This window comes from Caulobacter sp. GW821-FHT12F03 (assembly GCF_058806855.1).
In genome coordinates, this window is record NZ_JBXAQC010000005.1 from 137696 (window position 1) to 149890 (window position 12195).

At 68.8% G+C, this 12195-nt stretch carries 13 protein-coding genes; 6 read left to right on the forward strand and 7 right to left on the reverse strand.

The annotated features are described in order from the left end of the window. Positions 1-18 precede the first annotated feature (18 nt). The gene (locus AC1RN0_RS13440) at positions 19-879 is read right to left on the reverse strand and encodes a crotonase/enoyl-CoA hydratase family protein (protein ID WP_492787955.1); all 861 of its coding nucleotides are present in this window, start codon (positions 877-879) and stop codon (positions 19-21) included. Between the two features lie 129 nt (positions 880-1008). On the opposite strand from AC1RN0_RS13440, the gene AC1RN0_RS13445 reads away from it, so the two are divergent. Both AC1RN0_RS13445 and AC1RN0_RS13450 read left to right on the forward strand, forming a co-directional pair. Continuing rightward, the gene (locus AC1RN0_RS13445) at positions 1009-1668 is read left to right on the forward strand and encodes a glycine zipper domain-containing protein (RefSeq protein WP_492787956.1); all 660 of its coding nucleotides are present in this window, start codon (positions 1009-1011) and stop codon (positions 1666-1668) included. 43 nt (positions 1669-1711) lie between these two features. Then, positions 1712-2599: an alpha/beta fold hydrolase gene (locus AC1RN0_RS13450; protein ID WP_492787957.1), complete on the forward strand. Its 888-nt coding sequence runs from the start codon at positions 1712-1714 to the stop codon at positions 2597-2599. 106 nt (positions 2600-2705) lie between these two features. Here the strand turns inward: AC1RN0_RS13450 and AC1RN0_RS13455 are convergent, their stop codons facing one another. From AC1RN0_RS13455 to AC1RN0_RS13465, 3 genes are read right to left on the reverse strand one after another with little or no spacing between them, the layout of a single operon-like run. After that, positions 2706-3638, reverse strand: coding sequence for a thioesterase family protein (locus AC1RN0_RS13455; protein ID WP_492787958.1), 933 nt, complete (start codon positions 3636-3638; stop codon positions 2706-2708). Positions 3639-3642: 4 nt separating this feature from the next. Then, positions 3643-4128: a Fur family transcriptional regulator gene (locus tag AC1RN0_RS13460; RefSeq protein ID WP_492787959.1), complete on the reverse strand. Its 486-nt coding sequence runs from the start codon at positions 4126-4128 to the stop codon at positions 3643-3645. Positions 4129-4170: 42 nt separating this feature from the next. Next, positions 4171-4950: an acid phosphatase gene (locus tag AC1RN0_RS13465; protein WP_492787960.1), complete on the reverse strand. Its 780-nt coding sequence runs from the start codon at positions 4948-4950 to the stop codon at positions 4171-4173. Positions 4951-5043: 93 nt separating this feature from the next. On the opposite strand from AC1RN0_RS13465, the gene AC1RN0_RS13470 reads away from it, so the two are divergent. Continuing rightward, positions 5044-6000, forward strand: coding sequence for a calcium/sodium antiporter (locus AC1RN0_RS13470; RefSeq protein ID WP_492787961.1), 957 nt, complete (start codon positions 5044-5046; stop codon positions 5998-6000). Here AC1RN0_RS13470 and AC1RN0_RS13475 read toward each other — a convergent pair whose 3' ends face one another. From AC1RN0_RS13475 to AC1RN0_RS13485, 3 genes are all read right to left on the reverse strand, one after another. Then, complete coding sequence (locus AC1RN0_RS13475) at positions 6001-6525, reverse strand: hypothetical protein (RefSeq protein ID WP_492787962.1); 525 nt, start codon at positions 6523-6525, stop codon at positions 6001-6003. A gap of 77 nt (positions 6526-6602) precedes the next feature. Then, complete coding sequence (locus AC1RN0_RS13480; RefSeq protein WP_492787963.1) at positions 6603-7649, reverse strand: 1,9-bis(guanidino)-5-aza-nonane synthase; 1047 nt, start codon at positions 7647-7649, stop codon at positions 6603-6605. Positions 7650-7765: 116 nt separating this feature from the next. Then, a complete protein-coding gene (locus AC1RN0_RS13485) occupies positions 7766-9028 on the reverse strand; it encodes a type III PLP-dependent enzyme (RefSeq protein ID WP_492787964.1) in 1263 nt (420 codons plus the stop codon). 277 nt (positions 9029-9305) lie between these two features. Here AC1RN0_RS13485 and phnC point away from each other — a divergent pair, with 277 nt between their 5' ends. From phnC to phnE, 3 genes are read left to right on the forward strand one after another with little or no spacing between them, the layout of a single operon-like run. Then, complete coding sequence (phnC, locus tag AC1RN0_RS13490; protein ID WP_492787965.1) at positions 9306-10100, forward strand: phosphonate ABC transporter ATP-binding protein; 795 nt, start codon at positions 9306-9308, stop codon at positions 10098-10100. Further along, positions 10097-11119 (forward strand): phosphate/phosphite/phosphonate ABC transporter substrate-binding protein, encoded by a 1023-nt coding sequence (gene phnD / locus AC1RN0_RS13495; RefSeq protein ID WP_492787966.1) that lies wholly within the window; start codon positions 10097-10099, stop codon positions 11117-11119. Before phnC ends, phnD begins: the two co-directional genes overlap by 4 nt. An 8-nt stretch (positions 11120-11127) precedes the next feature. Further along, a complete protein-coding gene (gene phnE, locus AC1RN0_RS13500) occupies positions 11128-11964 on the forward strand; it encodes a phosphonate ABC transporter, permease protein PhnE (RefSeq protein WP_492787967.1) in 837 nt (278 codons plus the stop codon). Positions 11965-12195: the final 231 nt, after the last annotated feature.

Here is a 12195-nt window from a genome sequence, read left to right on the forward strand (position 1 = left end):
GAGCTTCACCCTTGAGAACTACAGCCCCTTGCGGAGCGGCAGCAGGTCCGGGAACACCGGCGCGCGGCCTTCCTGTTTCGCGGCGAAGGTCTCGGCCATGTGCGGGCCGGAGAACATGCCGACCTGCCACAGGGCGATGTAGTCCAGCGCGTCCTTGATGGTGTGGTCGCGGGCGTAGTTGATCATCACCTTGCTGCCGGTGACGGCCAGCGGCGACTTGCTGGCGATCTCGCGGGCGGTGGCCAGGGCGTGGGCGACGACGTCCTCGTGCGTTTCGAAGACCTCGTTGACCAGGCCGATCTCCTTCGCGCGTTGCGCGGGAAGGCGGCGGCCGGTGTAGGCCAGCTCACGCACCCAGCCCTCGGGGATCAGCTTGCACAGACGCGGGAAGGTGCCGACGTCGGCGGTCATGCCGATGTTGATTTCCATGATCGTGAAGAAGGCGTCGGCCGTGCAGTAGCGGATGTCGCAGGCGCTGGTGAAATCCACCGCCCCGCCGATGCAGCCGCCGTGGATCGCGGCGATCACCGGCATGCGCGCCTCGTCGAGGCAGGAGAAGGTGTCCTGCAGGGCGTGCACGTGCTGGCGGAAGCTCTCTCCGGCGACGTGGCGGTCGGTCTCGCCGCCGCGCTCGCCGACGTTGGCGAACACCGACAGGTCCATGCCGGCGCAGAAGTGCTTGCCCGTCGAGGAGATGACGATGCAGCGCGCGCGGGCGTTGTCGTTGATGTCGCGGATGATGGCCGGCAGCTCGGCCCAGAACGCCTTGTTCATGGTGTTCATGGCTTCGGGCCGTTTCATCTGCAGGTGGGCGACCCCGCCCTCGATGGAAACGTTGAAGCAGGTCCAGGCGGCGGTCTCGGTGGTGTGGGCGTTCATCGGTCCAGTCCTCGCAGGTATTGACACATTCTCGTGAGATGACGTGGGGAAAGCCAAGCCCGGACGTATTACATCGTGAACCGGGCCGATGCGGCCCATACGACGCCTGACCATCCACAGGAGACTATCATGCGCATAGCCATCACCGCAGCCGTCGCCGTTCTCGCCCTCGCCGCCGCGCCGGGCGTCGCCAACGCGGGCGTCTTCAGCTGTGACGCCAACGGCGGCAAGCAGGAAGGCGGCGCCATCGTCGGGGCCATCATCGGCGGCGTCATCGGCAACCAGGTCGCCAAGCGCGAACGCGGCGCGGGCACCGTCGTCGGCGCCGGCATCGGCGCGGCCATCGGCTCGTCGATCGGCTGCAAGATGCAGGAGGAAGACCAGCGCCGCGCCGAGGCCGCCCTGGACGAAACCCTGGCGACCGGCCGTCCGACCAGCTGGCGCAACCCCAACTCCGGCGCCTATGGCGAGATTCGCGTCCTCCCGGCGGCCAACAGCGGCTACTGGTTCGCGCCGAACACGGTCAACATCCGCGCCACGCCCTCGACGCGCGGCCGGGTGATCGGCCAGTTCGCCGGCGGCGAGTCGTTCGGCGGCAGCATCTACAACTCCAGCTGGCTCAAGGTCGACGGCGGCTACGTCGCCCGCTCGGTGACCCGCCCGGCCCCGCGCCGGGACGGCTGCCAGACCCTCGAACAGACCGCCTACACCAAGAAGTACGGCCGCCAGGTCGAACGCTACCGCGCCTGCCGCAAGCCGGGCGGCGCATGGGACGTCAACCGCATCTGACGTCTATCGACTGACGCTGCGTGACTGGGATAGGCAGGCGGGGATGACCGTCCCCGCCTCGCCCTTCCCCGCCGCCCGTCGCCGCGCCGTCGCGGTTCCGCAGGGGACTATCGCCGGCTACGAGTTCGGCCCCGCCGACCGGCCGCTCGACGTCCTGTTTCTCCACGCCAACGGCTTCAACGCCGGGACCTACGCCGACATCCTGTCGCCGCTGGCCGACCGGCTGCGCATCCTCGCGGTGGACCAGCGCGGGCACGGTCGCACGACCCTGCCGGCCGACCCCGATGGGCATGACGCCTGGATGGTGTTCCGCGACGACCTGCTGACCCTGCTGGACGTGCTCGGCGAAACGCCGACCGTGCTGTCGGGCCATTCCATGGGCGGCACGGTCAGCCTGCACGCCGCGTCCGTGCGCGCGGACGCCACGCGCCGCCTGGTGCTGTTTGATCCGGTGGTGGTGACGCCCGAGCGGGTGGCCGCGGCCGGTCCGGACGGCATGAAGAACTCCCCGCTGGCCATGGGCGCCCGCCGTCGCCGGTCCAGCTTCGCCGATCGCGAGGAGGCGTTTCGCGCCTATCTCGGTCGCGGCGCCTTCCGCAGCTGGTCCGAGGCCGACCTGCGCGACTACCTCGTCGACGGTCTGATCGAGGGGGACGACGGCCAGGTTCATCTTTCGTGCCGGCCGGAGTGGGAAGCCGCCAACTTCAGCGCCGACCATCACGATCCGGTCGGCGCCTTCGCCCGCGCGCGCCAGCCGATCCGCATCCTCAAGGCCGAGATCGGCTCGACCTGCGGGCTGGAAGGCTACGAGGACCAGGTGCTCGGCGACGGCCATGTGCGGATGGAGCTCGTTCCCGGCACCAGCCACTTCCTGCCGATGGAACGTCCGGAGCTCGTCCGCGCGGCGCTGCTCGAGGCGGCGCTGGGCTAGGGGGCGTCCTTCGACACGCCGGTTCGCGGCTGCTCGGGATGACGAACCTTTGCGGATGTCATGGTGAGCAGCGCCCGCAGGGCGCGTGTCGAACCACGCAATGACGCTAGAGCGCCAGCCCCGGCTTCGCGTGGGTCATCAGCTCGGCCCGCGCCGCGTCGCTGATCGGCACGATCTTGCGGGCGTCGAGATCGAAGGTCACCGCCACCGCCTCGGACACGCCCCAGGGCCGGCCGCTCTGCGGGTCGATCATCCAGTGGATCATCCGCTTGGTCCGGGTGTCGGCGTCCTTGAGGCCGGAGCGGATCTCGAACCGGTCGCCGGCCCGCGGCCAGTCCAGATGAATCAGCCGGTATTCCAGCACCGCGCCGCCGACGCGTTGCGGCTTTTCCGCGGCTCCGCCGACCACCGCCTCGCGGAAGCTGCGGATCAGGCGCGGAATGCCGTCCGACACCCGGCCGATGAACAGTTCCGGGCGCATGCGGCCATAGAGGTCGCAATCGGCCGGCGCGATGGCGCCCTGGGCGATGCGCACCAGGTCCAGCTCATCGGCGCGGGCCAGGCCGGCCGTGGTCTCGACGGGCCCGAGCGACACGCTGCGGGCGGCCGCCTGGTCGGGCAGGGCGATCGTCAGCCCCTCGGCCAGGGCCCGCGTTCCGGCGGCCCAGGGGAAGGCGCGTCCCTCGGTCGGAGTTACATGGGCGAGGACGGTCTGGAAGCTGGCGGCGAGGGCGCCGGAGTCCGAATGCCACAGCAGCATCAGCACCCGCGCGGTGTCCTCGCCCATCTCCAGCACGCCGCCGGTCATGTGCAGGGCGACCCCGGCATGGGCCTCCTTGAGAAAGCGGATGTGCTGCTCGCGGATCATCAGCGTCGAGCCGGCATGGGCCGCAAAGGCGTGCGGCAGGCCGAGCGCCGCGGCCAGGCCGACGAGGGCCTCGACCGCCCGGGTGACGTAGAAGCGCACATTCATGTGCCCCATCTCGTCGCATTCCCAGGTGTTGACGCCGCCGCGCCAGATCTCGATGCCGTCGGTCATGGGGTCAGGCCCGGCAGTCGCTGCACAGGCCGTGCGCCTCGACCATCAGGCTCGTCAGGTTGAAGCCCTGGGAGCGGGCGAGGCGTTCGATCTCGCTGACGCCGGCGGGGGCGATTTCGCGCGTCGCGCCGCAGCAGTCGCAGATCAGGAAGGCCGCCGCGTGGCCTTCGCCGCCGCCGCCGCAGGCGATGAAGGCGTTCAGGCTTTCGATGCGGTGAGCCAGGCCCTGCTTCGACAGGAAGTCGAGCGCCCGGTAGACGGTCGGCGGCTTGGCCGGCGCGCCGTCCTCGCCGAAGGCCGCGATCAGATCGTAGGCCTTCACCGGCTGTCCTGCCTCGAGCAGCATCTGCAGCACCCGCTTGCGCGGCGCGGTCATGCGCTGCCCGGCCGCCTCGCAGCGCGCCTCAGCGGCCGCGAGGCCGCGCGACAGCGCGTCGCCGGTCAGGCCGTGGGCGGAATGATCGTGGTCGCAGGCGTGGGCATGGGCCATGGGGCAGAGGTAGAGAGCCGCGCGGCCAAGGGCAAGCGGAGCCTAGGGCAGGGGCGTCGCCATGGCGGCCGCTTCGGCCTCGCAGCCGACGGCCGGCCGGCCCGTCCGGACCGCCGCTTCCAGCTCTCGCCGTGCGTCGTCCAGGTCGGCGCGGAAGGCCGGCGACCCGTGCAGGGCCGCGACCAGGGCCTCGGCGTTGGTCCGGCCGGCGGCGACGGAACTGGCGTTGTGCACGCCGCAGACCAGGCGACTCTCGCCGAATACCCGGCTGCGCGCCAGGATGGCGCTGGCCCGGTCCGGGACCAGCTCGGCCATCACCAGCCCGACCGACCAGCTCCAGGTGGCGTGGCCGGAGGGATAGTCGGCGCTGCGGGCGAGGCTCGCCGTCCTGGCGGTGCAGATCGGTCCCGCGTCGACGAGATAGGGTCTGGGCCGGTTCCAGCTCTTCTTCGGCCGACTGACGGCGCGACTCACGTCCGGGGCCATCTTCAGCAGCAGTCCGCGCAGCGCGGGCAGGTCCCGCGCCCGCAGGCGAACGCCCACGGCGCAGCTCAGGTCGCCGACGATACGGGTCTCGGACAGGTCGTTGATCGCCAGGTCCCAGCGCGGCGTTCCCTGCAGCGCCCGGGTCGAGCGGAAGATCGCCCGGTCGGTCTCCGCGACGGGCGAGCCCGGCGGCGGTGCGGGCGGCAGCATGGCCAGGGTGTCGGGCCCGGCCGCGCCGAGATAGCCCTTCCACGGCAGCCCCGCCGAGGCGGCGCCGGCGACGGCCGTGGCAGCGAGAACCAGGCTCGTGAGCATCAGCCTGCGTACGCGGTTCATGACGGTCCCTCCGTCGTCGCGCCTTAGAGGGGAGCGGTTTGGCTTGCAAGCCGCCCGAACGCCGCCATGCTGCCGCGACAACGGGAGGGGCTCATGACGCTTTGGCTGAGTATGGCGGCCGGGCTGGCGATGTTGGCGGTCGGCGGCGATGTGCTGGTGCGCGGCGCGGCCAGCGCGGCGCGTCGGCTCGGGGTCAGCCCACTGCTGATCGGGTTGACGGTCGTGGGCTTCGGCACATCCACGCCTGAACTGGTCACGAGCCTTCAGGCGGCGTTCGCCGGGTCGCCGGGCATCGCCATCGGCAATGTGGTGGGCTCGAACATCTCCAACGTGTTGCTGATCCTGGGAGTGACGGCCGTGATCGCGCCGCTCGCCGTTGACCAGCGGGCGTTCCGCCGTGACGCCATCATGCTCACCCTGGCGACCGCGGGCCTGGTCTGGGCCGTCCTGCAGGGGCGGCTGACCCGGGAGATGGGCCTGGTCTCCGTCGCGATGCTGCTCGTCTACCTGCTGGTCGTCTGGATGTCGGAGCGGCGTCGCCCGGACGCCGAGGGGGAGCGGATCGCCGAGGCGGCGAAGGAGCCGGCCAAGGCGGCCCCCAGCCTCTGGATGGCCCTGCCCATGGCGGCGGCCGGCATCGCCATCACGGTCTATGGCGCCCAGTTGCTTGTAGGCGGCGCCATCAAGGTGGCGCACGATTTCGGTGTGTCGGACACGATGGTGGGACTCACCATCGTGGCGCTCGGCACATCACTGCCGGAGTTGGTCACCAGCGTGGTCGCGGCCCTGCGCAAGCAGGGAGAGGTCGCGCTCGGCAATGTCGTCGGATCGAACCTCTACAATATCCTCGGCATCCTCGGGGTGACGGCGGCCATCAAGCCTGTCGACGTACCGCCGGCGATCGCCAGACTCGACATCTGGGTCCTGGCCATCGCGACGGCGGCCATGATCGCGTTCGCCCGTCGACGGGGCAGGATCACGCGCGGCGAGGGCTTTCTGCTGATCCTGGGCTACGTGGGCTACATCGGCTGGCTGGTCTGGACGGCCTGATCAGGATTTCGGACTCGTCCAGCTCAGGACCACGGCGGTGCCGGCCTTTTCAGTGGTGGCGATCACCTGCATCGTCCGCTGGTTCGCGGCATCGGTGGCCGCGTACATCAGGCCGACGCCGATGTTGGCGTCCGCGCTGGTGGTGAAGCCGGCGGCCGCGACCTTCGGCTTGTAGAAATCGATCACCGCCTGCGGGGCGGCGGCGGTCAGATAGGTCACCGAGCCGACCTGGTGGCCGTTGGCCACGGTGGTGCTGGTCGCCTTGAGGGTCGCGCCCGGGAACAGCGGCGCGAAGTCCGGCGTCTTCAGCCCCACCGGCGGCGGCGCGGGGACCGGCGGCGCGCCGGGCGCGTTGGCCGGGGGCGGAGGCGGGGGAACGGCGACCTGGGTGGTCACGGTCCCGCCGCCCTGGGTGGCCACGGCGTAGCCCTCGCCCGTGGTCGTGACCGTGGTCTTCTCATCCTTCTTGCCGCAGCCGGCGAGCGCGACGGCGACGACGGCCGCGGCGATGATCACGAAACGCAAGGCTGGGCCCCCAATGAAAAACCGCGCGAAGCGGCAAGCCTCGCGCGGTCCTTCAATCGTGGCAAGAGGTCGCCGGATCAGGCGAACAGCTTCTGCCAGCGCGGCTTGACCCGGTTCTTCCAGGCCCCGCGGTGATAGGCGTCCGAGCCGATCAGCGGCACCACCGTGGTGGCCTCGGCGAAGACCATCTGCTCGTGGGTGGTCTGCACCTTGCCCCAGCTGGCGGCTTCCTTGAGCGTTGAGGACGAGCAGGCGCCGTCCCGCACGTCGGCGACGGTGATCTGCACGGCGTAGCGGTGCATCTCGGCCTCGATGCCGAGGATCTCGGCGCAGACGACGGTGTCCTGGGCGAAGTTCTTCGGCACGCCGCCGCCGACCATGAACAGGCCGGTGACGCCGGCGGCGATCTTGATGTCGGTCAGCTCGCGGAAGTCGGCCACGGCGTCGATCATGACGTAGGGCTGCTTCGCGGCGATGCGCTCCTTCTGGTGCTTGACCAGGCCAAAGCCCGCCGAGCTGTCGACGAAGGCCGGGCAGAAAATCGGCACGCCTTCTTCATAGGCGGTCTGGATCAGGCTGCCGGGCTTCTTCGCGTTGCCCTCGCTGAGCCACTTGCCCATCTCCCAGATGAACTCGCGCGAGGAATAGGCGCGCGGTTCGAGGCGGTTGCAGATTTCCAGGATCGTGTGATCGCAGTTCTGCAGCTCTTCCTCGTCGATGTAGGTGTCGTAGATGCGGTCGATGTAGTTGTCGCGCAGCACGTTGTCGTCGACCGGGCCGGCGGCCTGGTAGTGCTTGAAGCCGAGGGCCTCGAAGAAATCCATGTCGACGATCGAGGCGCCGGTGGCGACGATGGCGTCGACCATGCCGAACTTCACCATGTCACGGTAGACGTGCATGCAGCCGCCGGCGCTGGTCGATCCGGCGAGGATCAGCCAGGGCGAGCAGGCCTTGTCTTCCAGGGCCATGTTGAAGATGTCGGCGGCGCGCGCGGTGTCGCGCGAGCTGAAGCTCATCTTGCGCATCGCGTCGACGATCGGACGGGCGTCGAAGCTGGTGATGTCGATATGCTCGACCACGTTGGCGAGCAGCTGGGCTTTGGTGTTCGAAACGGGAGCGTTCATCGCTTTGGTTTCCCCAAGGTTTGAGCGCCCGTCCAAAGGTCAACGGCGCCAGCCCGGACGGAGCGACGGGCTGGCGCTGATTGGAGAGAACCGTCCTGGGGACGGTTGGATGCGAACTACTTCTTCCGCTTCCTCTGGCCGGCCTTACCCTTCGGGCGCGACAGCCTGACGACGTTGGTGTTCTCCGCACGCGGAACCGGGATCGAGCGGCGGGCGAGGCCGAACATCGAGGCCATCGGCGCGTCGTCGTCCACGGCCACCGTCTCGACGGCGCCGAAGCCGTTGAAGCGGGTGGACATGGCCACGCCATAGGCGCCCAGCATGCCGATCTCGACGAAGTCGCCTTCCTGCACGTCCTCGGGCAGCCAGAAGGGCCCGGGCATGTGGTCGATCGAGTCGCAGGTCGGACCGTAGAACTGGAACGGCTTGAGATTGCCTTCCAGCTCGCGGGCGTCCGCGCCGCCGCGATAGCTCTTCACCGGGAAGGGCCACTTGGCGTGCGCCGCATCGAACAGCGAGCCGTAGGCGCCGTCGTTCAGATACAGGGCGTCGCCCTTGCGCAGCTCGACGCGGGTCAGCAGCGAGGTCGATTCAGCGACCAGAGCCCGGCCGGGTTCGCACCACAGCTCGGTCGTCTCCGATACGGGCATTTCATTGAACCCGCGGTCGATGGCGGCGATGTAGTCGCTCATGTCCGGCGGGATCATGCCCGGGTAGACCGACGGGAAGCCGCCGCCGACGTCGATCACGTCGGCGAACACGCCGGCCCGCACCAGCGCCCGGCCCGTCTGGGCCATGGCGGCCTGGAAGGCGGTGGGGCGCATGCACTGGCTGCCGACGTGGAACGACACGCCCATCAGGTCCTGGGTCGCGCGGCGCGCGGCCAGCATCAGGGACGGGGCCTTGAAGCTGTCGACGCCGAACTTGCCGGAGAGCGAGTAGGCCGCGCCCTCGGTCGACACGCCCATTCGGACGATCAGGTTGAGGTCCCGGGCGTTGCCGGTGGCGTCGAGGATCTTGTCCAGCTCGTCCTGGGTGTCGAACGAGAAGGTCCGCACGCCGTGGTCGAAGTAGGCGGCCGAAATCGCGGCGCGGCTCTTCACCGGGTGCATGAAGGCCATGCGTGAACCCGGGGCATGCTCCGCCACCAGCTCGATCTCGGGGATCGAGGCTACGTCAAAGCCCGTAACGCCATTTTCCACGAGGGTCTTGATGACCCACGGCGAAGGATTGGCCTTAACCGCGTAGAGGACGTCGCCCTTGAAATTCTCCTGGAACCAGCGCGCCGCTACGGCAACGGTGTCTTGACGCACAAGGGCGACAGGACGTTCCGGTGACCGCTCACGGACCAGGTCCAGGGGCTTATGGTACGTGTGCAATTCACGTAACCCCCAAAGATTGTTGAACCTAGCCCGGCGTTAGCAGCGCAGATGGACACGGGGTCCGCCGGGAGCGCGCGATGTAGAGTCGCTTTGTGGCGATGTAAAGTCTCTTTTGTCCCGCTCCGCGCGTGGCGGCGCCGTCATTTCCCTCAACAGAGGATGTGAGGGGACTTTGCAGCCCCTCCTGTGGAAGGATATGCCTTGCCGTCACGAAACTTTTGCACGGCCCTTCCATGAGGGACGGGCTTCTGTGTTAGGACTCTCGCCGAAAACCATGACGACAGACGCCGTCCTCTCGATCCGCTCGGTCTCGAAGACCTTTGGTTCCCGCCGCGCGCTCGACGGGATGTCGCTTGACGTCGCCCGCGGAGAGATGGTCGCCCTGATCGGTCCGTCGGGGTCGGGCAAGTCGACCCTGCTCCGCTCGGTGGACGGTCTGCAGACCATCGACGCCGGTGACGGGGTCATCGAAGCCTTCGGCGGCAAGGTCCAGGCCAAGGGCAAGCTCAGCGAAAAGGTGCGCGACGCGCGCATCCGCATCGGCTTCATCGCCCAGCAGTTCAACCTGGTCGGCCGGCTCAGCCTGTTCACCAACGTGGCGCTGGGCTCGCTCGGCCGGATCGGCTTCGTCCAGGGCCTGTTCGGCCGCTGGCCCGACGAGACCAAGACCGCCGCCATGCAGGCGCTGCACCGGGTGGGCGTTTCCGACTATGCCGCGCAGCGGGCCAACACCCTCTCCGGCGGCCAGCAGCAGCGCGGCGCCATCGCCCGCGCGCTGGTCCAGAAGGCCAAGATCATCCTCGCCGACGAACCCGTCGCCTCGCTGGACCCGGTTTCGGCCCGCAAGGTCATGGAGATTCTCCGTGAGCTGAACCAGAAGGACGGGCTGACGGTCATCGTCACCCTGCACCAGGTCGACTACGCGCTGAAATACTGCGACCGCGTCGTGGCGCTGAAGGCCGGCAAGATGGTCTATGACGGCCCGGCCTCGGGCCTCAAGCGCGACAAACTCATCGAAATCTACGGCCCGGAATTCGAAGACGTCTTCTGGGAAGGAGCCCCCGCATGATTCTCCGCCGCTCGTTTCTGGCCCTCGGGGCCGTCGCGGCCCTGGCGCTCGCCGGCTGTGGTCCGAAGGCCGCCACCGGCGCCGCCCCGGACACCGTGACCTTCTCGATCCTGTCGACGGAGTCGGCCCAGAACATGGAGTCCTACTGGGCGCCGATTCTGGCCGACATGGAGAAGCAGACCGGCCTGAAGGTGCACCCCTTCTTCTCCGGCAGCTACAGCGCCCTGATCGAGGCCATGCGCTTCAAGCAGACCGACCTGGGCTGGTTCTCCAACCAGTCGGGTCTGGAAGCCGTGCGCCGGTCGAACGGCGAGGTGTTCGCCCGCACCTTCGATCCGTCGGGCACCGACGGCTACAAGTCGCTGATCATCGTCCCGGCGAACAGCAAGATCCGCACGCTGGATGACCTGTTCAAGTGCGACCACACCCTGAACTTCGGCATGGGTGACAAGAAGTCGACCTCGGGCACGCTCGTGCCGATGGTCGAGGTGTTCCTGCCGCGCAAGATCAAGCCGGAGACCTGCTTCAAGACGGTGCTGTCGGCCAATCACGCCGCCAACCTGTTCGCGGTGGCCAACGGCCGCCTCGACGCCTCGACCAACAATTCGACGGCCCTGCGCCTGAACCGGGACCGCGGCGAAGGCCAGGCGGACCGGGTGCGGGTTATCTGGGAATCGCCGACCCTGCCGGAAGACCCGATCGTCTGGCGCAAGGACCTCGATCCCGTGGTGAAGGAAAAGCTGCGCCAGTTCTTCCTGACCTACGGCCAGGGCACGGGCCCGGAAGCAGAACGCCAGCGCGCCAACATGGCCAAGCTGAGCATCGGCGGCTTCAAGCCGGCTGACGATTCGCATCTCGTTCCCGTGGAGATCTGGGAAGCCGCCGAGACCCTGGGCGAGGCCGAGGAGGCCGGCGATCCGGCCAAGATCGCCGCGGCCCAGGCGGCCCTCGACGCCCTCAAGGCCAAACAGGCCGCCATCGTCGCCAAGGCCGGCGCCGCGGCGCCCGCCGCGAACTGAGACGGGTCATGACCGACACCGCCGACCTGACGCCGCCGCGCCGCCCGCTCAGCGCCCAGATGTTCGACATCCTGCTGTGGGGCGGGGTGGCGATCCTGCTGCTCATCAGCTTCCACCCGGCCGAGATCGACAAATTCCCGATGCTGTTCAGCAGCGAGAGCGGGATGGGCGAGTTCGTCGCCGGCTTCTTTGCGCCGTTCCGCTTCTGGGACCCGGCCTGGACCCCCAGCGACTTCATGGACAAGGAGTGGGGCCTCTACACCGGCAAGATGTGGCAGACGATCCAGATGGCGCTGTGGGGCACCGCCCTGGCCATCATCGTCGCCATTCCGCTCGGCCTGCTGGCCTCGAAGAACATCACCCCGGCCTGGATCCAGCAGCCGGTTCGCCGGGTGCTCGACCTGATCCGCTCGATCCCCGATCTGGTCGTCGCCCTGATCTTCATCACCGCGGTCGGCCTCGGCCCGTTCGCCGGCGTCATGGCGATGATGTTCAACACCGGCGGCGTGCTGGCCAAGCTGTTCTCCGAGGCCGTCGAGGCCATCGACAAGGGACCGGTGGAGGGTGTCCGCGCCACCGGCGCCGGCCGCCTGCACGAGATCGTCTGGGGCGTGATCCCCCAGGTCGCGCCGCTGTGGGTCAGCTATGCCCTGTACCGTTTCGAATCGAGCAGCCGGGCGGCCACCGTCCTCGGCCTGATCGGCGCCGGCGGCATCGGCCAGGTGCTGCTCGATTCCACCCAGTCGTTCAAATATGACGAGACCGGCTGCATCGTGCTGGTCATCGTTGTCGCGGTGTCGGGCATCGACCTTCTGTCATCGGCGATCCGCAGCCGCCTGCTGTAGGCGCGGCTTCGGACCCGGGGCGGGCGGGCCCCTTGTTTCACAGGGTTTCGGCGAGGAGCGCGGGACGTCAAGCCCCGCGCCGGCCTCGGGTCTCATTGATCCGTATCCTGATCGTTTGTCACGAAACCGACGCGTCACTGTCGTCGAACCTTCCCATGCCTGTCGCCTGACCGTCGCGGCTCCCGCCTAGGAGTCCGCCTCGACCCCCCGCGAGGGGCGTGGGGCAGAGAT